Consider the following 25195-nt stretch of genomic DNA (forward strand, 5'->3'; position numbering starts at 1 on the left):
GAAGGCAGGGGAACGAACGTGTACCGAGCACTCATCACCGTCGCAGCAGCGGCGGCGCTCGTCATCGGGGGAGTGGCGCCGGCGACGGCAGCCCCCTCGTCCTCGGCGCCCGGAGCGCCCACCATCGTCCGGGTCACCGGAGCCGGCGACAGCGCGACCGTGACCTGGGGCGCCCCGAAGTCGGGCGCGAAGGTGACCGGTTGGAAGGTCACGATCGCCCCCGCGCAGCAGCAGCCCGGCAACGGCGTCGACCGGCTGCCGGCGAAGGCGCGGTCCGACCGCTTCGGCGACCTGACGCCGAAGACGACCTACCGCTTCTCGGTGCGCGCGATCGGCGCGAAGAAGACCGGCCGCACGACCCTCGTCCGCTACACCACGCCGTCCGTGGTCGACACGACGCAGTCGCTGTTCGCCCTCGACGGGTCCGGCAACGTCGTGCGGTTCGCCGAGGACGGTTCCGGCACCGGGAAGGTCGTCGCCGCGAAGGGGACGGGCTTCGCCGCGGACGACGTCGGTGACGTGTTCACCCCCTCGGCGGACCTGACCTCGATCCTGTCCCACCCCGCCGACGGCAGTGCCACGCGGACGCTGGCGACCGGGCTGCACCTGACCCCCGACCTGCGCTCCGACGTCGCCGGCAACCTGTACTGGATCGACTCGGTGACGGGTGCCGTGCAGAAGCTCCCCGTCGGCAGCTCCACCGCGACGACCGTGCTCGACCTGACTGCCACGGGCAGCGGCCAGCGGTTCTGGACCGTCACCCCCGACGGCAAGGTCGTCGCCGTCGGTGGTTCGCAGATCTCCCCGATCGTCGTGGGCACCGGCACGAGCCCACGGGCGATCACCCTCCCCGGCAGCTCCGGTGTCGGGTACCCCGCAGCGGTCCTCGCCGACTCGCACGGCAACGTGTACGTCGACATCCGCTCGCCCGGTGGCGCCGGCTCGTGGGCCTGGTACCAGCTGAAGCCGGGCGCCACGGCGCTGACGCGGATCGAGCCCCGTCTGGCGTTCGAGTACGCGGCTGCCAACGCCGACGGGTTCTCGCTGCTGCAGTCCGCCGAGTGGTGCAGCGCCCCCGCCGAGTACCCGACCAGCCCGGCCGGCTGCAAGGTCGACCGCACGATCCCGGACAAGCTCGTGGTCGGCACCGGTGGGAAGTCCACCGTGGCGGTCTCCGGCATCACGGCGGGGTCGCGCGGGGCGAACACGGGTGCCGCCTCCGACGACGGCGACGTGTTCGCGAACGTCGACAGCGGGCCCTCGGCCGGACTGTGGCGCGTGCCGGCCTCCGGCGGGGCTGCGCAGCAGCTGTCGTCGGCGCAGTACTCGCGGCTGCTGGTGATCTGACCGGCAGACCGAGGCAGGACGGGGTGGGACGCAACGGCGCGTCCCACCCCGTCCTGTGTTCCGGGGGTCGGGCGCGGTGGGTGCGGCGGGGCCCGAGGTTCCGAAATCTTGGAGTGTCGGCGCTCTCTCGGTCACTCCGTGGAACCTCGGCGGCACACTGGCGGCGTGTTGTGGAACCTCGGCGGCGGCGCAGCCCGCCACCCAGCCCGCCTCACGCCACCCCCACCACGGTCCGCCGACACACCTCGTCCCACGGGGTCGGCTCGATGCCGAACACCGCGCGACTCTCGGCATCGTCGACCACGTACGGCGCAGTCCACTGGTAGCTCATCTCGGCGAGCTCCCGCATCATCGGCGACACGACCCCGAGCGCACGGATCGCCCCTGCGGGCATCCGGTGGACGGGCACGGGCGCCTTGCCCGCCGCCGCCAGCACCTCGGTCAGCGCCTGCCGCTGGCTGCGAGGAGGATTGCTCGGCACCATCCACGTGCGGCCGTGCGCGCCCTCGTCCGAGGCCGCCGCCACCAGGGTCCTGGCGACGTCGAGCACGTCGGTGAAGGTGTGCGGCAGGTCGGTCCTGCCGATCATCGTCACCGCCTTCCCCCGCAGTGCAGCCGGCAGCACCCGGGTGACGTGTCCGTTCGCCCCGATGCCCGGGCCGACGTAGTCCGAAGCCCGGACCTCGACCGTGCGGATGCGTCCGGCACGGTGCGCGGCCAGGGCGTCGGCCCACAGCCGTGCGCGGAGGATCCCCTTGTGGTCGGTCGCCGCGTCCGGTGTGTCGGCGCGCATCGGGCCGTGGACCGGGCCGTACGGGTACAGGTTCCCGGTGATGGCGTAGACGGCTCCGGTCCGCTCGGCAGCGGTCAGCATCGACGCCGCGAGCGGTGGCCAGGTGCGCTCCCACTGGGTGTAGTCGCCGGGGTTCGCGCAGTTGTACAGCACGGCGGCGCCCTCGGCTGCCCGGGTGAGTGCCTCGGCGTCGGAGGCGTCGAGCGCGAGGTGTCCGACCCCCGACAGGCCGGTGTCCCGACCCGAGCGGGTGGCGACGGTGACGTGCTCGCCGCGCTCGGCGAGCAGCGCGGCGACGTGGCGGCCCACCGGGCCGGCGCCGATGACGAGGTGGTGGTGCGACATGGTCCCTGCTTCCGTTCTCGTAGCGAGAGCGGTGCTCTCGCAACCAGGATGCGCGCTCGGACACGAAAGAGCAAGAGCACTGCTCTCATTTGTGTGCAGTGCTCTCGTGTGGCATGGTGACCGGATGGCACCGACAGCACGCGAGCTCGCCCGGCAGACGATCCGAGCGGACATCCTGGCCGCTGCGCGCACCCGCCTCACCGACGAGGGGCCCGCAGCGCTCAGCCTCCGAGCCGTTGCCCGCGACGTCGGCATGGTGTCGTCCGCGGTGTACCGGTACTTCCCGAGCCGCGACGACCTGCTCACGGCGCTGCTCATCGTCGACTACGACGAGCTCGGCGCAGCGGTCGAGGTTGCTGACGCCGCGGCCGGCCCGGAACCCGGTGCACGCTGGGTCGCCGCGTGCCGCGCGATCCGGTCCTGGTCCGTCGCACACCCGGGGGACTTCGCGCTGCTGTTCGGGTCGCCCGTGCCGGGCTACGCCGCGCCCCGCGAGACGGTCGTGCCCGCCGCGCGGACGACGCTCGCGCTGGTGCGGGTGGTCGCCGATGCGGTCGCCTCCGACGGTCCCGTCACGTCGTCTCCAGGAGCGGACGGGAGGCCCGGATCACCCACCGCGCCCACGGCGGCTCCCGGGGCGGCCGGCCCCGCAGTCGCGGACGCCCCGGCCACCCTGCGCTCGTTCGGCGTCACACTGCCCGACGAGGTCCTCGTCCGCACCCTGATGGCGTGGTCGACGGTGTTCGGCACGATCTCGTTCGAGCTCTTCGGCCACTTCGTGGGATCCGTCTCCGACGGCGCCGCGTACTTCGACCAGGTGATCGCCCGCCTCGCCGACGACCTCGGGTTCGCCGCCGCGTTCTGACCTGCACGGTGGGTGGACCCCGGCCGTTGTCCACGACTCGCAGTCCGGGCCTGACAGAGGCCCGGTCGCTGCGGTAGACAGGTCCCTACGCCGAGGTCGTGCCCGACGACCGGAGCGGACGGCCGGCACGGTGTCCCCTGGGCAGCGGCCGGACGGCACCACACCCGGGCGTGCGCTGCGGCCGGGGTCCGCGCGGATCAGGAGGCACCCTTGCGACGCAGCTCGGCCGGCGACCCCGCAGACGGAGTGACCGGGTGACGGCGCTCGAGGTCAGCCGCCAGGACCGCCGCCGGCTGACCACCGGCACGGCCCGACGACGACTCGTCACGGTGCGCACGGTCGCACTCCTGGCGTCGATGCCGGTGTGAACTACGTCGTCTGGCGCTGGGCCGCCTCGGTGAACTGGCACTCCTGGTGGATCGCCGTGCCGCTCATCCTGGCCGAGACCTACAGCGTGATCGACTCGCTCCTGTTCGCCTTCGGGGCGTGGCGCCTGCGGGAGCGCGGTGAGCCCCCGACGAAGCCGTCCTCCGACGTCACGGTCGACGTCTTCATCACCACCTACAACGAGCCCGTCGAGATGGTCGTGCGCACGGCCCGTGCGGCGCAGGCGATCACGCACCCGCACACGACGTGGATCCTCGACGACGGCAACCGCCCCGAGATGCGTGCGGCCGCCGACTCGCTCGGCATCGGTGTCATCACCCGCGGTGCCGACTGGATCGACCGTCCCCGGCACGCCAAGGCCGGCAACCTCAACAACGCCCTGCTCGCGACCCAGGGTGAGTTCCTGCTCATCCTCGACGCCGACCAGGTACCAGAGCCCGGCATCCTCGACCGCACGCTCGGCTACTTCAAGGACTCGCGGATGGCGCTCGTGCAGACGCCGCAGTGGTTCGAGAACGTCCCCGAGGCGGACCTGCTCGGCAGTCAGGCGCCGCTGTTCTACGGGCCGATCCAGCAGTCGAAGGACGGCTGGAACGCCGCGTTCTTCTGCGGGTCGAACGCGATCCTGCGGCGCGAGGCCCTGATGCAGCTCGGCATCTCCCGCTACGTGGTCGAGGTCGAGGCCTCGGTGCAGCGCACGATCACGACGTCGCGGACACTGCTGGCACGTGCCCGTGCGACCGAGACGGACCCGCGGGTGCTCGGCGCCCTGGACGAGGCCGAAGCCGTCGTCGACCGCGCCCGCGACCAGGTCCGGGCCGGCGAACCGCTCGGCGACGTCACCTACGCGTTCCAGCGGGGGATCGACACGATCGCCTTCCGGTTCGCCGCAGCCGACCTCGAGTCGGTGCGGAACGACCTGCAGGAGCTCGCCGCGATGTCGACCGACGCGAACACCTTCGCCGGGCTCGACGACGCCGCGCTCGACGTGCTCGGGCGGCGCGACGCATCGCCCGTGGCGGCGATCGAGTCGATCGCGGTCCTCGCACGGGCACTCGACGTCAACCGCGACGACGAGGCGCAGCCGATCATGCCGCTGGCGACGATCTCGGTGACCGAGGACATGGCCACCGCCATGCGGCTGCACGGGCTCGGCTGGAAGTCGGCGTACCCTGACGAGATCCTGGCGAAGGGCCTGGCGCCGGAGGACCTGCCGACCATGCTCGTGCAGCGGCTCCGCTGGGCGCAGGGCACCATGCAGGTGTTCTTCCGCGAGAACCCGCTGGTGCAGAAGGGCCTGTCCTGGGGCCAGCGCCTGATGTACTTCTCGACGATGTGGAGCTACCTGTCCGGGTTCGCCGCGATCGTCTACATCGCGGCCCCGGTGCTCTGCCTGTCGTTCGGCGTCGTCCCGGTGCAGGCCTACAGCGTCGACTTCTTCGCCCGGCTGATCCCGTTCCTCGTGCTCAACCAGCTGCTGTTCTGGGTGGTGGCCGCCGGCAGACCCACGTGGCGCGGGCAGCAGTACTCGCTCGCGCTGTTCCCGGTGTGGATCGAGGCGGTGACGAGTGCGTTCGAGAACGTGTTCCGCGGCAAGCCGCTCGGGTTCCGGGTCACGCCGAAAGTGCGCGACGAGACCGAGCAGAAGCCCCGGTGGGACCTCGTCAAGCCGCAGCTCATCGCGATGGGGGCGCTGGTCGCGGCACTGATCCTGATCGGCATCCGCTACCTGACCGGGCAGGCGTCGGGCATCGCGCCGCTCGTCAACACCGCGTGGGTCGTCTTCGACCTGTTCATCTTCAGCATCGTGATCCGGGCCGTGCTCTACCGCGGCCCGGGCACGGCAGCCCAGTCAGAGCACGAGTCGAGCACCGCCGGAGGACCACTGTGAACGCCGAGACCACCTTCGACGTCGCCGCGACGCCCGTGTCGCTCGACGAGGTCCAGGACCGTTTCGGCGCCTGGTGGGACGGCCTCGGCATCGACGATGCCCGGCTCCGCTTCGCGCTGGAGACCGCGCTGGCCGAGGTCGCGGCGAACATCGTCGAGCACACCGCGCGTTCCGACCAGGAGACCGGTCGGCGCTACACCGTGCGGCTCGAGTCGACCGATCAGGCGCTCACCGCGGAGCTCACCGACAACGGTCTGCCCGTGGACATCGACCTGAGCGCCGTCACGATGGCCGACGTCGAGCAGGAGAGCGGACGCGGCCTGGCGCTCGCGATCGCCGCCCTCGACCGGCTGGAGCACCGGCACGAGCACGGGCACAACGTCTGGACGCTGGTGTGCGAACGGTGAGGCTGCTGGCGGCCCGCGTGGTCGCCGTCCTCGTCACGATCGCGACGCTCCTGCTCGGCGGTGCACTGCCGGCATCCGCGGTGACGGTGCACGCGGCCGCGGCCGCGGCGACGGAGCCGGCGATTGGGACGACTTGGTTCGGCCCGGACCTCGACTGGGGCGACGACTCCCCGGCGGGGTACGAGGGACGGCTCGGTGCGACGCCGTCGATGTACGGGGTGGAGGTCGACTACCCGCTCGACCGCTCGGCCCGGTGAGAGCTCCTCCGCGCGACGCGTGCCGCGGCGACACAGGGCGCGGTCCTCGTCGTGAGCCTCGAGCCCGGGCAGTCGCTCCGGTCACTCGACGCCGCCGACGCCCGCGCTGCGAACACCGTGTTCCAGGAGATCCACGACCAGTACGACACCCAGGTGCTCGTGCGGTTCGCGCCGCAGATGAACGGCACATGGGTGCGCTGGGGGCAGCAGCCGACCCAGTTCGTGCAGGCGTTCCGGACGCTCGCGACCGCCGTGCACGGCGGCGACTCCGACGCGCGCATGGTGTGGTCGCCGTCGTACGGTGCGGGGTACCCGTTCGGTGGGTCCGCGGGACGCCTGGCGGACCTCTCCGCGACCGACGTCGCGAAGCTCGACACCAACGGCGACGGCGAGCTGACCGCGGCTGACGACCCCTACGCGCCGTACTGGCCGGGCGACGCCTCGGTGGACTGGGTCGGCTTGTCGATGTACTCCTTCGGCAAGGGCAAGTCGACCGCGGCCGCCGGTCGTGACGTCCCCCTCACCCGCAACGACGTGCCGGAGCGCGGCGAGGTCGAGTCCCGGTTCGACGAGACGTGGGGCTACGAGCAGCAGCAGGCGGACAGCTTCTACGACCGGTTCGCCGTCGACGGTGACCGGTCGATGCTGCTCGACACCGGTGCGCTGTACGACCACACCCGCCGGGGCGATGCGGAGCTCCTGGTCAAGCAGGGCTGGTGGCGGCAGGTGATCGCATCGGTCCAGGACCGCCCGTTGATCCGGGACGTGACCTTCCTCGAGACGAACCGCCGCGAGCCCGAGGCCGGGAACCGTGTCGCCGACTGGCGCGACACGGCGGTGCCCGGCATCGCCGGTTCGTTCCGCACCGACCTCGAGCGCGGCGACCACTTCGCCTTCGGACCCGTCACCGACCGCATCACCACGCAGCAGGGCAACGCCGCGACCGACCAGCAGTACGACACCGGCGGCGACCAGATGGCGTGGATCGTCTGGGTCGCCGTGGGCTTGGCGGTGGTGTTCCTGCTGAGCGGGTTGTTCGGGCGGTTGCTGCCGAGCTGGCGCTACCCCGACGACGGGAAACCCGGGCGTGACCTGCGCCTCGACCTGTTCCGCGGGTTCATCATCCTGGCGGTGGTGATCACCCACATCGAGATCGGCGGGCCGTACTCGTACCTCACGCTGCACGCGGTGGGTGCGATCACCGGTGCCGAGATGTTCGTGTTCCTGTCCGGCATGGTCCTCGGCATGACCTACCCGTTCGCCATCAAGAAGTTCGGCGAGTGGGCGGCCGCGATCGGGGCGTGGAAGCATGCCCGCAAGCAGTACCTCGTCACGCTCGTGGTGATCGCCGTCGTCTTCGCGCTGAGCTTCGTCCCGTTCCTGAACGCCGACGCGATCACGACGTTCACCGACCGGGGGACCGGCACCGGCGGCGTCGGTGCCGAGGGCCGGGTGTACGACCTGTACCCGAACGCCATGCAGCTGCTCGGCTACCCGCCGCCGTGGTACGCCATCCGACAGTTCCTGCTGCTCGAGATGGGCCCGTGGCCGTTCAACATCATGGGGCTGTTCGTGGTGCTGAGCCTGTTCATCCCGCCGCTGCTCTGGCTGATCCGCCGCGGCTTCTGGTGGGTGGTGCTCGTCGTGAGCTGGGCGCTGTACGTGTTCCAGGCGCTCAACCCGGAGTTCCGCCCGCTGAACTCGCAGTTCGAGGCGGTGTTCCCGCTGCTCACCTGGCAGGTCGTGTTCACCCACGGCCTCGTGCTCGGGTACTACCGACGGCAGATCATCGGCGCGCTCACCGGGCGGCTCGGCAAGGTGCTGGTCGGCATCGGCGTCGGCGGCTACGCGGCGTTCCTGGTGTACGTCTGGGCGGCGAACCACGCCGGGTTCACGCCGGTCCCGTTCCCGGCGTCGATGTACGAGGACCTGTACAACACGGCGTACCAGCGGGTGGACCTGCAGTGGGGCCGACTGGTCGACATCGCGTTCTTCGCGATCGTCTCGTACGCGATCCTGACGGTGTTCTGGAAGCCGATCTCGACGGCGATCGGCTGGCTCTGGATCCCGATCGGGCAGGCGAGTCTCTACGTCTTCGTGTGGCAGGTCTTCTTCGCGCTGGCGATCGCGTCGATCCCGGGCGTCCCGTGGGGCGACTTCTGGATCGGCTTCGTGGTGCACTCGGCGTTGATCCTGCTGGCCTGGTACATGGTCCGCAAGAAGTTCCTGTTCTCGGTCATCCCGCGCTAACGCGACCGCGGGACGGACGGGAGGCCCGTGGCGGCGTCGCCACGGGCCTCCCGTCCGTCCTCGGTCACGTCCACCGCACGCGCCGCGCCCAGCGGGAGTGGTCGCGGTCCCGCGACGCGCCGCTCACGTCCGCCGAGGTTCCGATCGGGAGCCTGACGGCCGCCGACATGCCGAGATTTCGGAACCTCGGGGAACACGCGCGCGCGTGCCGGCGCGCTACGGCGTGGGGACGGGGGCGCTCAGGGCCTCGCGCACCGAGCCCCACGCGGCCAGGCGGTCGCGGACCGCGTCGTGCCGCTCGGCGGCGAGTGCCTCGACGTGTGCGCGCTCGAGCACCTCGTCGATGACGATGCGCTGCCCGGTGCGGGTCGACGCGATCGCCGCCTCGACCATCGCGAGGCTCATGACGTTGCCGTGCACCTCACCGTCCGGGGTCTCGCCGGAACGCACGGCGTGCACGAACGACGTCAGCGCCCCGGCGATCTCGTGCCCCACGCTGGCGGCGGGTGACGGCGTGCCCGCGGTGCCGTCGAGGTCGCTGGACGGGTTGTGGTCGCCGTCCCACAGTGCGGTGCCGGCCGCACCCGAGGCCCGCCAGTCGCCGTTCCACGAGGTCTCGGCCCCCGGTGCGCACCACGAGCCGTCGTACACGTACCGGATGTCGTCCTCGAAGGCGAAGACCGCGGCCGCCGCCGCGTCGCCGCGGTACCAGGACCACGACGGGTTCCACGACTCGCAGTACACGGACACCGGGTCCCGTTCGAGCACGTAGCGGGCGGAGTCGAACGCGTGGATCGCCATGTCGAGCAGCAGGACGTCATCCATCTGCTCGCGGAAGCCGCCGAAGTGCGGGGCCTTGGCGAACCGGGTGCCCAGGCCGCCGATCGCGCCCAGGCCGCGCACGTGCTGGCGGAACGCGACGAGCTGGTCGTTGTAGCGCCGCGACTGCGACACCATGAACAGCTTGCCGGTGGCCTCGGCAGCCGCGGCGAGCGACAGCGCCTCGGCGACGGTCTGCGCTGCGGGCTTCTCGCCGAGCACGGGGAGCCCGGCGTGCAGGGCCTGCAGCGTGACGGGGTGGTGCGCGACCGGGACGGTGATGTCGAGCACCGCCTGTGCACCGGTCTCGGCGGCGAGCACGGTCAGGTCGGCGCCGACGGGGATGCTCGGGTCGCCGGCGTGTTCGGCACCGGCCCGGGCGGCGTCGAGGTCGAGGTCGACGATGCCGACCAGCTCGACGTCGGGGTCGGCGGCGACGGTGCCGAGCCAGGCCCGGCCCATGCCGCCGGCGCCGACCTGCAGGACGCGGAGCGCGGTCACGCCTGCGCCCCGGCGTGGTCGTCGACGGGAGCGTCCTCGACGGGCGCGTCGTCGAACGGGCCGCGGTAGTGCTGGCCCTCGAAGTACTCGCCCAGGTCGTAGCGGCGGAGCGTCGGGATCTCGCGCTCGCGCTCCGGCCGGGCCCACTCGGTGGCGTTCGCGATCACGCGGCGGACGTCCTTGTGGTGGTACACGGGGAAGTCCTGGTCGCCGGGCGAGAAGTAGAAGATCTTCCCCAGACCGCGGCGGTACGTCATGCCGCTCCGGAACACCTCGCCGCCGGTGAAGCCCGAGATGAACACGAGCTCGTCGGGGGTCGGTACGTCGAAGTACTCGCCGTACATCTCCTGCTCGGGGATGACGATCGGGTTCGGGACGCCGCGGGTGATCGGGTGCTGCGGGTTGACGGTCCAGACGAGTTCCTGGTCGTGCTCGCTCCGCCAGCGAAGAGTGCACGTGGTGCCCATCAGCTTGCCGAAGATCTTCGACCAGTGGCCGGAGTGCAGGACGACCAGGCCCATGCCGGACAGGACGTGCTTGTGCACCCGGTCGACCACGGCGTCGTCGACGTCCTGGTGCGCGGCGTGCCCCCACCAGGTCAGGACGTCCGTCGCGGCCAGGACCTCGTCGGTCAGGCCGTGCTCGGGTTCCTGCATGGTGGCGGTCCGGACGACGGCGTCGGGCAGGTTCTCGCGGATGCCGTCGGCGATCGCGCCGTGCATGCCGTCGGGGTACCGCTCGGCGACGTGCTGCTCGACCTGCTCGTGGACGTTCTCGCCCCAGACGGTGATGCGCAGCGGGGTGGTGGTCATGGTGTGCCTTTCTGGCTGGGTTGCGTGGTGGCGTCGGTCCGGGGCCGTCACTTGACGGCACCGCCGAGGGCACCAGCGGAGATGTACTTCTGCGCGAAGATCAGCAGGACGGCAGCGGGCAGGGAGGCCAGTACCGAGGTCGCCATGACGGGTCCCCAGTCGGTGACGTTCGAGCCGATGTAGTTGTAGATGCCGAGCGTGATCGGTCGGACCGCGGTCGTCGACGTCAGGGTCAGTGCGATGAGGAAGTCACCCCACGCGCCGAGGAACGTGAAGAGCGCCGCGGTGACGATGGCGTTCCGGCTGATCGGCACGACGATCGACACGAACGCCCGGAAGTCGCTGGCGCCGTCGACCAGTGCAGCCTCGACCAGGCTCGGCGGGATCGACTCCATGAACGCGCGCATGAGCAGGATGGCGAACGGCACCTGGACCGCGCTGTCGGCCAGGATCAGCCCGACGTAGCTGTTGAGCAGCCCGATGTTGTTGAACAGCGTGTACAGCGCGTTCGCGATGACGATCGCCGGGATCATCTGGGTGATCAGCAGCACGAGCAGGAACACCCGGCCGCCGCGCATCCGGAACCGGGCCAGCCCGTAGGCGGCCGGCGTCGCGATGGCCAGTGTCAGCAGGACGGTGCCGAGGCCGATGATCATGCTCGACAGGAAGTTCTGCCCCTGCTGGGCGAACGCGGCCTGGTACCCGGCGAAGGTGGGGGAGAACGGGAACCACGTCGCCGTGGCGGCCCCGGACGTCGCCTGCAGGCTGGTGTTCACCATCCAGTAGACGGGGAACACCATGATCGCGAGGAACACGCACCCGAGGATCGTGAACGGGATGCCCTTGGCGGAACCGCGCGGGCGGGGTGCCCGGGTGGTCCGCTTCGTCGTGATCGCGCGGGTGGCGGTGACGGTCTGGTTCGCGAGTCCGACGCTCATTCGTCGACCGCCTTCCGGGAGATCGCGATGTAGACCATCGCGAAGACGAACGAGACGACGATGAGCACGTTGCTCACCGCGGCTCCGATGCCGAACTGGAAGTTGATGAACGACTGGTGGTACGCGTTCGTGGCGAGGGTCTGCGTCGAGTTCGCCGGCCCGCCGCCGGTCAGGCCGAGGATGATGTCCACGACCTTCAACGTGTAGACGACCCCGAGCACGACCACGACGCTGACCACCGACCGGATGCTCGGCCACGTGATGTACCAGAACGCCTTGAACCCGGTGGCGCCGTCGAGCGACCCGGCCTCGTAGAGCTCCGGCGGCACGGACTGCAGGCCGCTGTAGAGGATCGTCGTGTTGAACGGGATGCCGAGCCACACGTTGACGCCGATGACGGCGATGAGCGCGAGGCTCGGGCTGACCAACCACGGGACCGGGGCGATGCCCACCACACCGAGGAGCTGGTTGAGCGCCCCGCTGTCCTGGTCGAGCAGCCACTTCCACACCGCGCTCGAGGCGATGAGCGGCAGCAGCCACGGCAGGAGCAGGAGCCCCCGCAGGAAGCCCGACAGCGGGAAGTGCCGACGGAAGAACAACGCGAGGCTCAGCCCGATGACGAACTGCAGGATGATCGAGCCGGCCGTGAACAGGGCGGTGTTCACGAGGCTCGTCGTGAAGACCGAGCTCTGGAACACGGAGATGTAGTTGCCGAGTCCCACCCAGGGGGCCTCGCCGGTGAAGAAGGTCGCCGTCGTGTAGTCCTGGAAGGACATGATGATGTTCTTCACCACGGGGTAGCCGAAGAAGACGGCCACGAAGACCGCCGCTGGCACCACGAAGAGCCATCGGGTCACGCCGGATCGGAACCGGGCTCGTCGTTGCCCGGGTCGGGGTGTCGTCACGGGCGGGATCGTCCGTGGTCGTGTCTGTGTCGAGGCGCTCACGCCGGGGTCCTTTCCTGCACGCCGGAGGGAGCCGACCGGTCGGCCGGCTCCCCGTGGACTACTGCTCTTGCGACTGCGCCTGCTTGAGCGCTGCCTCGGGGCTGGCCTTGCCGGTGAGGGCGAGCTGGACGGCGGTGTAGATCTTCGTGGCGGCCTTGGGCCAGTCGGGTCCGAGCTCACCGGTGCGGGCGCGGGCGGTCTGCACCGTGGTGACGAAGGACGCGACCTGCGGGTGGTCCTTCGCCCAGGCGGCGCCGGCCTCGAGGTTGGTCGGCACGTTGCCGCTCACCTCGGACAGGGTCTTCTGCATCTTCTGCGAGTGGAGGCAGCCGACGAACTTGCCGGCGAGCTGCATCTTGTCCTTGTCGCCGGTCTGCGGGACGGTGAACGCCTCACCGCCGAGCGGTGCGACCGTGGCCTCGCCGGTGCGCGTCGGGATCGGGACGCTGTCGAACTCGAGGCTCTTCTTCTCGTTGAGTGCCGGCAGCTGCCAGGGACCGTTGATCATCATCGCGGCCTTGCCGGCCAGGAACTGGTTGTTGACGTCCGCCTGGGCCCAGTTGATCGAGCTCTTCGACATCGAGCCGTCGTCCTGCAGGTCCTCGACGAGCTGCAGCGCCTGGGTGGCGTCCGCGGTGGCGATGTCCTTCTCGTCACCGCCGTTCGACCAGAAGAACGGCAGGAACTGCCAGGTGCCCTCGTACGTGTTGATGTTGCTCATCGCGAAGCCGTAGGTCGAGCCCTTGGTGAGCTTCTTCGCCGCGGCCTTGAGCTCGTTCCACGTCTTGGGCGGCTGGACGCCGGCGTCCGCCAGGAGCTTCTTGTTGTAGTAGAGCGCGATGGAGTTCGTGTTCGACTGCAGGCCGTAGAGCTTGCCCTTGTAGGTGCTCGCCGCCTTCACGCCGGGGACGTCGCCTTCGGCGTCCAGACCGTAGTCCGACAGGTCGGACAGGGCGCCGGACGAGGCGATCTGCTGGACGTCGGGGTTGTCGAGCATGAGGACGTCGGGCAGCGTCTTCGACGATGCCTGCTGCAGCACCTTCGCGATCAGACCGGCGCCGGCGACGTGGTTGATCGTGACCGTCGCGCCGACCTCCTTCGCGCACTGCTTGTAGACCGGGTTGTAGTTCGCGTCGTAGTAGTCCTCGATCGTCAGGGCCTTGCTGCCGCCGGATGAGGCCGATCCGGAGCCGGAGCACCCGGACAGGACCAGGGGGATCGTGGCGACGGCGGCGACTGCGCCGACGAGGGCGCGCGTCCGGCGGGACATGGAGGGGAATCTTTGCTTCATTGCAGAGCTCTTCTCTTGACGGATGCTGGGGCAGGCACGCATCGACGAGGCCGCTGACGTCATCGTCGCTGTGCTCCTGGGGCGAGAAGCTAACAGATAAGCGCTTCACCTGTAAAGCGCTTTTCTGACTTCCCGCGCGCTAGGATCAGCGCCATGGCCACGATGCAGCAGGTCGCCGATCGGGCGGGGGTCTCGATCGCCACCGTGTCCTTCGTGGTGAACGGGACGAAGTACGTGACCCCCGGCACCACCGCGCGGGTGAAGACCGCGATGCGCGAGCTGAAGTTCCGCGGCAACGTCGTCGCCCGGGCCCTGGCGAGTCGGCGGACCCGCATCATCGCGCTGCTGTTCCCGACCACCGGCAACCGCTTCAGCCCGACCACCTCGCAGTTCTTCATGAGTGCGGCGGAACGGGCGTCCGAGCGGGGCTACCACCTGGTGCTCTGGCCGGTGGACCCCGCTGGAGACGACCTCGACGACCTCGTGTCGGGTGGGCTCGTGGACGGCGTGATCCTGATGGAGGTGCGGATGGACGACCCCCGCGTCGCCGTCCTCACCGACCTCGGCGTGCCGTTCACCCTGATCGGCCGGACCCGCGACAGCAGCGGCCTGCCCTTCGTCGACATCGACTTCGAGACGACCATCGAGGACAGCCTCGACCATCTCGAGACGCTCGGACACCGCCGGTTCGGACTCGTGCTCGAGGACCTCGAGGGCACCCCGATGGCCGGCTACGCGCCGCACCTGCGGGTCGAGGCGACCTTCCGGCGCGCGATCGCCGAGCGCGGGCTGGCCGGGACGGTCGTCACCGCCGGGCCGGGCAGCGACGGCGGACGGCAGGCCACGAGCGACCTGCTCGCGGCGGACCCCGACGTCACGGCGCTGCTCGTGATGAAGGACGACTCGTCCGCCGGTGTCCTCGTCGGCCTCTACACCGCCGGGCGGCGGGTGCCCGAGGACGTCTCCGTGCTCAGCATCGCGTCGTCCGAGGCCAACGCCGACCAGCACTACCCGCGGCTGTCGACGATGGTCGCCCCCGGTCAGGAGCTCGGGATCCGGGCCGCCGACGCCCTCATCGAGCAGCTCGACGGCACGTCCGACGACCTGCCGCACTTCCTGCTGCCGTGCACGCTGCGCACCGCGGAGTCCACGGCCCCCGCCCCCGCCCCCGCCTGACCACCTGACGGCCCCGCCCGCGAAAGCGACAGATCTCCGCGAACGGTTCGCGGCACACTGTCGCTTTCGCAGCACTGAAGGGGGCACCTCCGCGCGTTCTGTCGCTTTCGCGACCACCTGCCGGACTGGAGGCGCGGGTCGTCCCCGCCACGGGCCTCCGGGCCGCCCCCCCCCGCGGCCCCACGTCCCCACCCGCGAAAGCGACAGATCCCTGCGAACGTTCCGCGGCAGGGTGTCGCTTTCGCGACAGTGACCGGGCCGCCAGCGACACCGTGCGGCCGCCGCCGCCCCCACCCACCGGGCGCTCAGGGTCCGTTGGTTGTGTGGACGCACAGGTTCGCAGCACCACACGTCGAGGAGGACGGATGGCCATCGACCGCAGGATGTTCCTGCTCGGGGGAGCGGGGGTGCTGCTCCTCGCGGGTTGCTCCACGCGCCCCGAGCGCACGCTGGTCCAGGACTGGCCCACCGACCCGCCGGAGGGCGAGGCGACGATCAGCTGGTGGGCGGGCCAGGTCGCCTCGAAGGACGGCGGTGACCTGCGGCGCCGGCTCATCGCCGAGTTCCAGAAGGAGCACCCGAACATCCGGGTGCGGATCGTGTCCGCCCCGAGCGACACGGACACGAACCGGACGAGCCTGACGACGCAGATCGCGGCCGGCAGCAGCACGCCGGACGTCTACCTCGGCGACGTCGCGTGGCCCGGGCAGTTCGCGAAGAACAAGCTCGCCACCCCCGTGAACCAACTCGTGGGCGAGGACTTCTTCGACCAGTTCCCCGAAGGACTGCGGCAGGCGGCGAGCGTCGACGGGACGTACTACATGTTCCCGCTCTACATCGACGAGTCGTTCTTCTTGTACCGGAAGGACCTGCTCGCCAAGCACTCCCTGCAGGTGCCGGCGTCGTGGGAGGAAGTGCGCGAGACGGCCGCGAAGCTCGTCGACACCGGTGACGTCAGCTACGGGTTCGCGTTCCAGGGCGACGTGTACGAGGGCCTCACCTGCAACGTCACCGAGTTCGTCGCGGACGCCGGCGGCTCGCTGCTCAACGACGACCTGACGAAGCCCGAGACGACGAGCTCGGAGACCAAGCGCGCCTTCGAGTTCATGCGCTCGCTGATCACCGAGGGTGCGTCGCCACGGGCCACCCTGACCTACCAGGAACAGGACACCAACGACGCCTTCTCGGGCGGCCGCGCGGCGTTCCTCCGCAACTGGTCCTACGCGTGGGGCATCGCGAACGGACCGGACAGCCGGGTCGCGGGCAAGGTCGGGCTCGCCGCCCGTCCCACGTTCGACGGGCAGGACGAGCACCACTCGACCATCGGTGGGTGGGGAAACTACATCAACCCGCACACGCAGCAGCCCGCGGCAGCACTGACGTTCGCACGCTGGATGTCGAGCGAGACGGCGCAGCAGTTCCTGACCCGCGAGGGCGGCGTCCTGCCGGCCCGCAGCGCCTCGCTCGTCAGCGAGGACGCGAAGCAGCAGCAGCGCCCGACGTACGACACCGCTGCCGGCATCACGCTGGTGCCCCGTCCGACCTCGACGGCGTACTACCCGAAGGTCTCGCAGGGCGTGTACCAGAACGGCAACAGCATCCTCGGCGGACAGGCGTCCGTCGACGGCGGCACGAGCACGATGGCCTCGGCCATCGCGCTCGCCCTGCAGGGGGAGGCGCTGTGAGCGCCGGCACGGCCACACGGTCGGGCACCAGGCCGGGAGGCACGGGTCGCCAAGACCCGCCGCCCCGCCTGAGCGGGCGGTCGCGTCTCGACCGCATCCGCGCGCGGGGTGCGTGGGGCTTCGCGGCCCCGGCGCTCCTGGTCGTCGCGGCGGTGACGATCTTCCCGGTGGTGTACTCGATCGTCCTGAGCTTCGCGGACGTCGAGGTCGGTTACGAGGGGTTCACGATCCAGTCGTTCGGGCTCGGCAACTACGCGGCCCTGCTGCAGAGCGCGGACTGGTACCGAGCCCTCGGCTTCACGGTGCTGTACACGGTCGTGACCGTCTCGGTGGAGCTCGTGCTCGGCATGCTCGTCGCCCTCGTGCTCGAGCGGCTCGGGGCGACCCGCGGCTGGATGCTCGCGCTCATGCTCATCCCATGGTCGCTCGTCACCATCGTCAACGCGCAGCTGTGGAAATACATCTACGACAGCACCTACGGCGTCGCGACGTGGTTCTTCGGCCTGTTCGGGGACGCCCCGGTGATCCTCGGCGAACCGGTGCCCGCGATCACGGGCCTGATGGTCGCGGACATCTGGAAGACGACGCCGTTCGTGGCGATCATCCTGCTCGCCGGGCTCGTGCAGATCTCCGAGGACCACTACGAGGCCGCCGAGCTCGACGGGGCCAGCACCTGGCAGACGTTCTGGCGGGTGGTGCTGCCGCAGCTCACCCCGACGCTGACGATCGCGGTGCTGTTCCGCATCCTGCAGGCGTTCGGGGTGTTCGACCTGCCCTTCGTGCTGACGAACGGCGGACCGGGCACCGCCACCCAGTCGCTCGCGATCATGGGCTACAAGGTCCTGTTCCAGGACATCAACATCGGCCCGGGCGCGGCGATCGCGACGTCCACCGCGATCATCGTCGCGGCCGGGTGTCTGCTGTTCCTCCGGGCGTTCCGGAACCAGGCGAAGGGAGGGGATGCCTGATGCCCCGTCAACGTGTGCGGAAGGGCTGGCGCAAGTGGGTCAACACCGTCAACGTCAGCGGCGTCGTCATCGCGGTGCTCACGGCGCTGCCGCTGTACTGGTTGGTGTCGACGTCGCTCAAGCCGGCGTCCGAGATCGGGCAGTCGCCGCCCACCGCGTTCCCGCAGTCGTTCACCCTCGACAACTTCGTGGTGGCCTTCCGCGACAACGCGCTCGGGCAGTACATGGTGAACAGCGTCATCGTGTCGGTGTCGACGACGGTGATCGTGCTCGCGCTGGCGTTCCTGGCGGGCTACGCGCTCGCCGGCCGGTGGATCAAGGGCCGCACGGCGATCATGACGTCGCTGCTCATGCTGTCGGTGTTCCCGGCGATCGCGGTGCTCACGCCGCTGTACCTGCTCGAGCGCAACCTCGGACTGCTCAACTCGTACCCGGGCCTGATCGTGCCGTACGTCGCGTTCAACCTGCCGTTCGCCATCTGGATCATGCGGAACTACCTCGTCGGCATCCCCTCGACGATCGAGGAGGCGTCCGAGATCGACGGGGCGGGGGCGTGGCGCACCGTGCTCAGCGTGATCCTGCCGATGGCGAAGCCGGGCCTGTTCACGGTCGGGGTCTTCACGTTCACGGCGTCGTGGAGCGAGTTCCTGATGGCGCTGACGTTCAACAGCGAGAACTCGTTCCGGACGATCCCGGTCGGCATCGCGCTGTTCGGCACGCAGTTCACGGTGCCCTTCGCGCAGATCTTCGCGGCGAGCGTCGCGGCGACGGTGCCGATCGTGATCCTGGTGCTCGTGTTCCGCCGCTCGATCGTGTCGGGGCTCACCTCCGGTGCCGTCAAGGGGTGACGCGTCCATTGATTCCTGAGGGATAGTCCGCCAGGATCGGAGCAGACGTCGACGGCGACGGCCAGGACCAACCACCCCGGCCGTCGCCGCCACCGATCGGCGTCACGGATCAGGAGACACGTCATGGCTGACAGCACTGCGCCCCCGCGCGCCCGGAACCGTGGCCGTCGCGCCGCGGACGACACCGCCCGCCGCTCCCGGCGTCGCAACCGGCTGTTCGCGCTCGCTGCCGGCGGGGTCCTCGTCATCGGCGGCGCGGGCTACACGCTCGCGTCGTGGACGGACACCGAGTGGGTGTTCGGCGGGAACGGCTCGGGTGGGCCGGGCGTGGGGACGTCCGGGTTCGAGGTCGAGCAGAACGTCACGGCGCCGTTCGCCGCGGCGGGCTTCACCTCGGACGAGACGAACCCCGGCCAGGCGCTCCGGTTCACCGTCGACGCGCTCGCCCTGTCGCCGGGCACCGCGACCTACGCCCCCGTCGCGCTCCGCACCACCGCCGACTCGATCGCCGGCGACCTGGTGCTCCGGGCAGCGGTCCCGGCGTCCGGGGTCACGGTCTCCGATGCCGACGACCTGCTGTGGAACGCCCTGCAGGTCCGGGTCGCCGCGATCACGGACACCACCGCAGTGTGCGACGCCACAGCGTTCGACGTGCCGTGGACGAGCGTCGCGTCCGGGCCGCTCGGCACGGCTGCCGCGACGATCGCGCGGCCCCTCGCCGCGGCCAGCGGGTCGACGCAGGTGTACTGCTTCGAGGTCTCGCTGCCCGCGTCGCCGACCCTGCCCGCCGGCACGTCGGTCGACGCGCTCCAGGGGCGGACGGCCGCGCCCGCGTGGCAGTTCGCCGCCGAGTCCGACTGAGCGCGGCCGTGCGCGGCTCCACCGCGCCGACGTCCTCCGACGAGGGCGCGGCGCCGCTCCGTCGTCCCGCCGACCGCATCCGCACCGTCGTCCTGACGGTCGCCGGCGCGATCGGGCTCACGTGCCTGCTCGCCTGGGCCGCCGTGGCGTTCACCGGGCTGTCGTTCGTCGTCGTCACCACCGGGTCGATGGCCCCGACGATCCCCGCGGGCGGGCTCGCCATCACGCACCGCGTCCCCGCGGCCGAGATCACCGACGGGGACGTCGTCACGGTCCCGCGCGCGGGGTCGACCCTGCCCGTCACCCACCGGGTGGTCGCGGTGGACCGGGTGCCGGGGGACACCGCCGCGCGGTCGCTGACCCTGCGGGGCGACGACAACGCCTCCGACGACCGCGACCCGTACGTCGTCCGGCACGCCGGACTCGTGCTCGCGGACGCCCCCGGCCTGGGCTCGGTGCTCGTCGTGGTCATGAGTGCCCCGGCCCGTGGGCTGGCGGTCGCGCTCGTCGGCGTGCTCGTCGCGTGGGCGTTCTGGCCGGCCCGACGGGAGGACTCGTGACCCGCGTCCTCGCCACCTCCGCGGCGGTCGCCGCGGTGCTCGTCGGTGCGACCGGGATCTGCACGACGGCGGTGGCGGTCGCCGCGACGGACTGGAGGCCCGTGGCCGAGACCGGCACGCCGGGCCGGTTGGTGCTGCACACCGGTCCGGAGCCCCTCGTGCTGCCCGGGGCGGGGAACGACGCGGACGTCACGTGGCAGGTGCGGACGAGCGTCGACGAGCCCGGCCCGGTCACCCTCGACCTGCAGCTCACGGGGCGGGGCGGCCTGCCGGGCGGGACCGACGGCGTGCTCGTGACGGTCGCGACGTGCGACCAGCCGTGGGAGGACCCGTCGGGAGCCCCCACGTGCGGCGGACAGACCGCCGCCCTCGTCGACGCCGTCCCCCTCGTCGACTGGGCGACCACCGCGCCGTCGGTCCGTGTGCCCGACCCGGACGGCGACGGCTCGGCGTACCTGCTCGTCCGGCTGTCCCTCGGTGACGCCGCGACCACGGTGCCCCGGACCGCCGAGGTCGGCGTCGGCGTGACCGCCCGCGGCGGGGACCCCGTCGTGCCCGGACGCCCGACGCACGGCGACGGCGACGGCAGCGGCGACGACGTCGGTCCGGTCGTCCTCGCGATGACGGGTGGCGGGTTCGCGGGGCCGGTGCTCGTCGCGGTCGCGGCCGTGCTCGCCGGCGTCGCCCTCCGGCTCCGACGCCCCAGGAGCCGGTCGTGAGCCGGCGTCCGCTGCACCTGCGCCGTGGCCGGATCGCGGTCGTCACCGGCATCGTCGTCGCAGCAGCCCTGGTCACGCCCACCGCCGTCCCGAGCACCGCGTCGTGGTCGGACCGCGAGTGGGCGCACGGGGCCGTGGGGACGTCGTCGTTCGACTGCGGCACCGACGCGGACTACACGTCGACGGCCTCGAGCCGGTTCCTGGGCGGGAGCATCGCCGGCATCGACCTCGACGACGTCGCCACCGTGCGCGGCGTCGACGTCGCGAAGACCGGAGCTGCGCCGGCATCGGTCGAGCCGGCCACGGCGCCCGAGCTCGGCACCGGCGGCCGCCCGTTCACGCAGGCGTTCGGCAACCCGCTCGACGTCGGGCTGCTCGGCGACGTGGCGGGCATCGACCTCACCGGTCTCGGCCTCGGACTGCCGGCCGGTTCGGCGGGCGCGGTGAACCAGGTCGCGACGGCGTCGGGCACCGGTGACGCGGTGGCGGCATCAGGGCTCGTCGCAGACTCCGGTGGCGTGCTCGTCACACCGACGACCCCGTCCGGCGACCTGCCCGACCCGGCGTCGATCACGCTCGGCCGCGCACTGCCGGGCATCGCGGACGTCACCGACGTGGGGCTCGACGCCGGAGCCGTCGGTGCGAGTGCGCAGCTCGCCGGGTGCGAGGCGATCAGCGACGACGTGTGGGGCGGGGTCGTCCAGCGCACGCTCGCGACGAACCTGCGGGCCGCAGTGCAGCAGGTCGCTGCCGACAGCGGGCCCGCCGGGCTCGAGCGCGACTACGGGATCGCGAGCCTCGACCTCCGTGTGGACAGCCCGCTCGTCGGCGCGCTCGTCACGGCGGTGAACGACACCGTGGTCCAGCTCGACGCCGCGGTCGACGCGCTCGGCGGGCAGGACGGGGTGCTCGCACGGACGATCAACCAGGGCGTGCTCGGGGTGCTCGGCGGGCTCACCGGCAGCCTCGGGCTCGGCACCATCGGGGGCACGGTCGAGATCACCGGGCCGGACCTGGCAGGCGCGGTCGCGCCGCTGCTCGCCGAACCCGTTCAGGACGCCGGCGGAACGCTGTCGCTCGACCTGTCGGCCGGATCCGTCCGGGTCGACCTCGCGCACCTGCTCGGCGACGACGAGCACGGGCTCAACGACCTGCCGCCGAACCACGAGGTGGTGCTCGACGCCGTCACCCTCGGTGCGCTGGCCGACCGGCTCGGGCAGGTGGTGGACGCCTGGGCGGGGAAGATCACGACCGCCCTGACGACCGCGCTCGGGTCCCTGCACGTCCGGATCGCGCTCGCCGCCGACCTCAGCGCACCCCTGGTGCTCGGCATCCGCGTGAAGATCGCCACGCTGTCGATCGGCGTCGACACCGGGGTCGCGGCGCTCATGGCGGGGCAGACGAAGCTGTCGGTCGGGGTCGCGCTGCTCGGACTCGACCTGGGCGGCCTGCTCGGCGTCGTGACCGGCCTCGCCACGTCGCTCGTGAACCCGTTGACCCAGGCGGTGGTGGGGACGCTCACGACCCGGTTGTTCGCACTCGTCGGGACGCTCGGCACGACGCTGACGACGACGATCGGCGGCCCGGTGGTCAGTGCGCTCGGGACGGTCCTCGCGCGGCTGCCCGGGGTGCTCTCGCTCCGGGTGAACGTGCAACAGGACCTCGCGGCCGCCCCGACCCCGGCCGGCCGTGCGACGACCGGGCAGTACACGCAGACCGCACTCCGCCTGTCGATCGCGGACGCCCTGGTGCCCGGGGGACTGGCCCGCGTCGACCTGGCCAGCGCCGTGGTGGGGCCGAACTCGGTGTCGCTCGTCGGAACCGCCCGCCCCCGAGATAGGTAGCATCGTTACCTAGCTGCGCATGGTGGACAATCACCGGAGCCGCATGCTGACCGCCCGTACCCTGCCGTCAGGGGCTCGGGGCGCCGAGGTCGACGGCCGCGATGATGCGGTCGACGATCCGGACGAACCGGACCCTGTCCCGTTCCGAGAAGGAGGCCAACAGCTCGTGCAGGTGCTTGTTCGTGCCGTCCATGGCGATCGAGTAGTCACGCCTGGCGGTCTCGGTCAGCTCGATGTGGCGACTCCGTCCGTCGGCCGGGTTCGGCACACGGCTGAGGTGTCCGCTCTGCTCGAGTCGGTCCACCATGCCGGTCACCGCCGGTCCGGTCAGGCCGAGGTGCTTCGCGAGGTCCTTCACGCGGACGGTCCGGTCGGCCGCTTCGGCGCGGGACACGAACTGCAGCACGGTCAGGTCGCTGCCCGAGACGTCGAGCTGGTCGCGCAGCCGCGCCCGCAGCGCGGACACTGCTGCTTCGAGACGGGTGAGCGCCGCCACGAGGTCGAGATCGCTCACGAGCGCGCCCCCTTCGAACCGATCGGGTCCGCGCCACCGTACGCCGTGCTCACCGGGTCAGCGTATCCACATAACGAGTCGCACGGTCAGGTTCGGGTGTCCGGCACGGGGGCGATGCACCGTGAGTGACACCTACGAGGCCCCGCGCGCCGGTGGACGCGCGAGCGAGTCGGTGCGCTTCGAGGTGTCCGGCATCGATCCGGAGTCGGCGGCGCGTGACCTGGCCATGGTGCACGGCGCCGAGCAGTGGTCCGCCCAGCAGACCGGCAGCGAGTTCCTCTACCGCTACACCGCGGTCGGCGACACCGAGATCAGCATCCGTCGGTCCCAGATGCGCGGCGTCCTGCGCGGTGCGATGCCGATCAGCACCGACTACATCGTCGCGTGGATGACGAGCGGCAGCGCCCACCTCGACGTCGGCGGGCAGCGGGTGGACCTGCACCGGAACGTGCCGACGCTGCTGCCCTGCGACACCGCGTTCGTCTTCGCGGCCGAGGACCACGACCAGCGCCTGGTGCACCTCGACCGGGAGCTCGTGCACCGCGTCGCCGGCGAACAGCTCGACCTGGGCGACCGCCCGCTGCGCTTCGACCACACGCGCGAACCGGACAACGCGATGTACGGCCGGTGGCAGGGTGCCCTCGCCGCGCTGTCCCGCGCGCTCCGTGTCGGCGGTCCGGACTCCGACACCTGGATCGCGGCGAAGTCGCTCGCGATCGCCGCGTTCCTCGAGACCTTCCCGCCGCAGCTCGACGACCTGCCGGCGGAACTTGCCCTGCCTCGGAACGCCCGCTTGCGCGCCGCCGTCGAGTACGTCCACGCGCACGCGTCCGAGACCGTGACCATCGCCGACCTCGCCGCGGTGGCCGGCCTGAGCGTGCGGTCGGTGCAGGAGTCGTTCCGTCGGGTGTTCGACGTGTCGCCGCTCACCTACTTGCGGGACGTCCGTCTGGACCGCGTGCGCAGCGAACTCCTCGCACTCGACCCGCAGGTCGGAGCGATCGGGGACGTCGCCCGACGCTGGGGGTTCGCGCACCTCGGCCGGTTCTCGGCGTCGTACGCGGCCAGGTTCGGCGAGTACCCGAAGCAGACCCTGCGCCGCTAGCCGGGGGTCAGGGCCGCGGCGCGGGGCCGGTGCTGGAACGCACCCGCAGCGTGGTCGACAGGCGGACGTGGTCCGACGCGGCTTCGCCACGGAGCATCGTCAGCAGCATCTCGACCGCGCGGGACCCGAGTTCAGCCAGCGGCTGCGACACGGTGGTGAGCGGCGGGGTGGTGATCGACGCCTGGGGGACGTCGTCGAACCCGACGACGGACAGGTCCTCCGGCACCCGCAGGCCGAGCTCCGCCGCGGCCCGCAGCACACCGACGGCTGACGAGTCGTTCGCGGCGAACACCGCGGTCGGCCGGTCGTCCATCGTGAGCAGATCCCGCGCCACGGCCGCGGACTGCTCCTCTTGGTAGTCGCCGTCACGGACGAGCCGCTCGTCGATCGGGAGTCCGGCGGCGGTCAGTGCGGAGCGGTACCCGGCCTCGCGCAGCTGGGCGGACGCCAGGTCGACGCGGCCCCGCAGGTGCGCGATCCGGGTGTGCCCGAGCGCGAGCAGGTGCTCGACGGCCTGGACGGCCCCGCCCTCGTTGTCGGCATCCACCGTCGCGTGCCCCTCGGGTCCGGTGTGCGGGTCGATCGCGACGACCGGGATCGACGAGCTCGACAGGGCCGTGGTCGGCGTGACGACGATGGCGCCGTCGATGAGGGTGCCGGACAGGCGTGACAGCGACCGGCGTTCCCAGCCCGGACGGTCGGCGCCGGTCATCAGGCCGGCGTAGGCGAGCAGCTCGTAGCCGGTGCCGGTCGTCGCGCTGGAGATGCCACGCAGGAGCTCGGTCGAGAACGGCTCGAACTCGGGCACCAGGATGCCGACGACGCCGGTGCGGGAGCTCCGCAGGCTGCGGGCGACCAAGGACGTCTCGTAGCCGAGGTCCGCGACGACCTGCTGCACGCGGATCATCGTGGCCGCGGCGACGCCGTCGCGCTGGTTGATGACCTTCGACACGGTGGGGATCGAGACCCCCGCGACCCGTGCGACGTCGCCGATCGTCACCCGGCCGGCACCGGGACGCGCGCCGAGTGCCGAGTCCATGTGCTCACCGTACCGCTGATGGCGTT

The 25195-nt window shown here is 71.3% G+C and carries 23 protein-coding genes; 15 read left to right on the top strand and 8 right to left on the bottom strand.

Annotated elements, in window-relative coordinates; translation table 11 throughout:
• The first annotated feature begins 18 nt into the window (after positions 1 to 18).
• Positions 19 to 1347: a fibronectin type III domain-containing protein gene (locus EDF31_RS03535; RefSeq protein WP_165901316.1), complete on the top strand. Its 1329-nt coding sequence runs from the start codon at positions 19 to 21 to the stop codon at positions 1345 to 1347.
• A gap of 211 nt (positions 1348 to 1558) precedes the next feature.
• On the opposite strand, the gene EDF31_RS03540 is transcribed toward EDF31_RS03535, so the two are convergent.
• Complete coding sequence (locus EDF31_RS03540; protein WP_131845219.1) at positions 1559 to 2485, bottom strand: NAD-dependent epimerase/dehydratase family protein; 927 nt, start codon at positions 2483 to 2485, stop codon at positions 1559 to 1561.
• Positions 2486 to 2609: 124 nt separating this feature from the next.
• Here EDF31_RS03540 and EDF31_RS03545 point away from each other — a divergent pair, with 124 nt between their 5' ends.
• The 5 genes from EDF31_RS03545 (at position 2610) to opgC (ending at position 8542) form a co-directional block, all read left to right on the top strand.
• On the top strand, positions 2610 to 3350 hold the full coding sequence (locus EDF31_RS03545; RefSeq protein ID WP_131845220.1) for a TetR/AcrR family transcriptional regulator: 741 nt from the start codon (positions 2610 to 2612) through the stop codon (positions 3348 to 3350).
• Between the two features lie 364 nt (positions 3351 to 3714).
• Entirely contained in the window at positions 3715 to 5628 is a 1914-nt protein-coding gene (locus EDF31_RS03550) for a glycosyltransferase (RefSeq protein ID WP_207896059.1), read from the top strand.
• Positions 5625 to 6035 (top strand): ATP-binding protein, encoded by a 411-nt coding sequence (locus EDF31_RS03555; protein WP_165901317.1) that lies wholly within the window; start codon positions 5625 to 5627, stop codon positions 6033 to 6035. Before EDF31_RS03550 ends, EDF31_RS03555 begins: the two co-directional genes overlap by 4 nt.
• Complete coding sequence (locus EDF31_RS03560) at positions 6032 to 6292, top strand: hypothetical protein (protein ID WP_131845222.1); 261 nt, start codon at positions 6032 to 6034, stop codon at positions 6290 to 6292. The genes EDF31_RS03555 and EDF31_RS03560 overlap by 4 nt, the downstream gene beginning before the upstream one ends.
• A 51-nt stretch (positions 6293 to 6343) precedes the next feature.
• Positions 6344 to 8542, top strand: coding sequence for an OpgC domain-containing protein (gene opgC, locus EDF31_RS03565; RefSeq protein WP_131845223.1), 2199 nt, complete (start codon positions 6344 to 6346; stop codon positions 8540 to 8542).
• Positions 8543 to 8758: 216 nt separating this feature from the next.
• On the opposite strand, the gene EDF31_RS03570 is transcribed toward opgC, so the two are convergent.
• From EDF31_RS03570 to EDF31_RS03590, 5 genes are all read right to left on the bottom strand, one after another.
• Positions 8759 to 9862 (bottom strand): Gfo/Idh/MocA family oxidoreductase, encoded by a 1104-nt coding sequence (locus EDF31_RS03570; RefSeq protein WP_279387358.1) that lies wholly within the window; start codon positions 9860 to 9862, stop codon positions 8759 to 8761.
• Positions 9859 to 10674, bottom strand: coding sequence for a ThuA domain-containing protein (locus EDF31_RS03575; RefSeq protein ID WP_131845224.1), 816 nt, complete (start codon positions 10672 to 10674; stop codon positions 9859 to 9861). The genes EDF31_RS03570 and EDF31_RS03575 overlap by 4 nt, the downstream gene beginning before the upstream one ends.
• Before the next feature lie 47 nt (positions 10675 to 10721).
• A complete protein-coding gene (locus tag EDF31_RS03580; RefSeq protein WP_131845225.1) occupies positions 10722 to 11612 on the bottom strand; it encodes a carbohydrate ABC transporter permease in 891 nt (296 codons plus the stop codon).
• The gene (locus EDF31_RS03585; protein WP_123939110.1) at positions 11609 to 12469 is read right to left on the bottom strand and encodes a sugar ABC transporter permease; all 861 of its coding nucleotides are present in this window, start codon (positions 12467 to 12469) and stop codon (positions 11609 to 11611) included. The genes EDF31_RS03580 and EDF31_RS03585 overlap by 4 nt, the downstream gene beginning before the upstream one ends.
• A gap of 148 nt (positions 12470 to 12617) precedes the next feature.
• Positions 12618 to 13829: a sugar ABC transporter substrate-binding protein gene (locus EDF31_RS03590; protein ID WP_131845226.1), complete on the bottom strand. Its 1212-nt coding sequence runs from the start codon at positions 13827 to 13829 to the stop codon at positions 12618 to 12620.
• A gap of 174 nt (positions 13830 to 14003) precedes the next feature.
• Between EDF31_RS03590 and EDF31_RS03595 the strand changes: the two genes are divergently transcribed.
• The 8 genes from EDF31_RS03595 (at position 14004) to EDF31_RS03630 (ending at position 22511) form a co-directional block, all read left to right on the top strand.
• A complete protein-coding gene (locus EDF31_RS03595; protein ID WP_207896057.1) occupies positions 14004 to 15026 on the top strand; it encodes a LacI family DNA-binding transcriptional regulator in 1023 nt (340 codons plus the stop codon).
• Positions 15027 to 15391: 365 nt separating this feature from the next.
• Positions 15392 to 16711, top strand: coding sequence for an ABC transporter substrate-binding protein (locus tag EDF31_RS03600; RefSeq protein ID WP_131845227.1), 1320 nt, complete (start codon positions 15392 to 15394; stop codon positions 16709 to 16711).
• The gene (locus EDF31_RS03605; protein ID WP_185021092.1) at positions 16708 to 17679 is read left to right on the top strand and encodes a sugar ABC transporter permease; all 972 of its coding nucleotides are present in this window, start codon (positions 16708 to 16710) and stop codon (positions 17677 to 17679) included. Before EDF31_RS03600 ends, EDF31_RS03605 begins: the two co-directional genes overlap by 4 nt.
• A complete protein-coding gene (locus EDF31_RS03610) occupies positions 17679 to 18527 on the top strand; it encodes a carbohydrate ABC transporter permease (protein WP_228504701.1) in 849 nt (282 codons plus the stop codon). Before EDF31_RS03605 ends, EDF31_RS03610 begins: the two co-directional genes overlap by 1 nt.
• A 123-nt stretch (positions 18528 to 18650) precedes the next feature.
• A complete protein-coding gene (locus EDF31_RS03615) occupies positions 18651 to 19388 on the top strand; it encodes an acyl-CoA dehydrogenase (RefSeq protein ID WP_243649831.1) in 738 nt (245 codons plus the stop codon).
• 8 nt (positions 19389 to 19396) lie between these two features.
• Positions 19397 to 19948, top strand: a complete 552-nt coding sequence (locus EDF31_RS03620) for a signal peptidase I (RefSeq protein ID WP_131845228.1) — start codon at positions 19397 to 19399, stop codon at positions 19946 to 19948.
• Positions 19945 to 20667, top strand: coding sequence for a hypothetical protein (locus EDF31_RS03625; RefSeq protein WP_131845229.1), 723 nt, complete (start codon positions 19945 to 19947; stop codon positions 20665 to 20667). Before EDF31_RS03620 ends, EDF31_RS03625 begins: the two co-directional genes overlap by 4 nt.
• Positions 20664 to 22511 carry a choice-of-anchor G family protein gene (locus EDF31_RS03630; RefSeq protein WP_131845230.1) on the top strand — a complete coding sequence of 616 codons (1848 nt, stop codon included), beginning with the start codon at positions 20664 to 20666 and terminating at the stop codon, positions 22509 to 22511. Before EDF31_RS03625 ends, EDF31_RS03630 begins: the two co-directional genes overlap by 4 nt.
• Before the next feature lie 67 nt (positions 22512 to 22578).
• Here EDF31_RS03630 and EDF31_RS03635 read toward each other — a convergent pair whose 3' ends face one another.
• Entirely contained in the window at positions 22579 to 23025 is a 447-nt protein-coding gene (locus EDF31_RS03635) for a MarR family transcriptional regulator (protein ID WP_123294672.1), read from the bottom strand.
• 121 nt (positions 23026 to 23146) lie between these two features.
• Here EDF31_RS03635 and EDF31_RS03640 point away from each other — a divergent pair, with 121 nt between their 5' ends.
• Positions 23147 to 24130 (top strand): AraC family transcriptional regulator, encoded by a 984-nt coding sequence (locus tag EDF31_RS03640; protein WP_131845231.1) that lies wholly within the window; start codon positions 23147 to 23149, stop codon positions 24128 to 24130.
• 7 nt (positions 24131 to 24137) lie between these two features.
• Here EDF31_RS03640 and EDF31_RS03645 read toward each other — a convergent pair whose 3' ends face one another.
• On the bottom strand, positions 24138 to 25169 hold the full coding sequence (locus EDF31_RS03645) for a LacI family DNA-binding transcriptional regulator (protein ID WP_131845232.1): 1032 nt from the start codon (positions 25167 to 25169) through the stop codon (positions 24138 to 24140).
• Between the last annotated feature and the right edge of the window lie 26 nt (positions 25170 to 25195).

This window comes from Curtobacterium sp. PhB142 (assembly GCF_004341255.1).
Lineage (GTDB): Bacteria > Actinomycetota > Actinomycetes > Actinomycetales > Microbacteriaceae > Curtobacterium.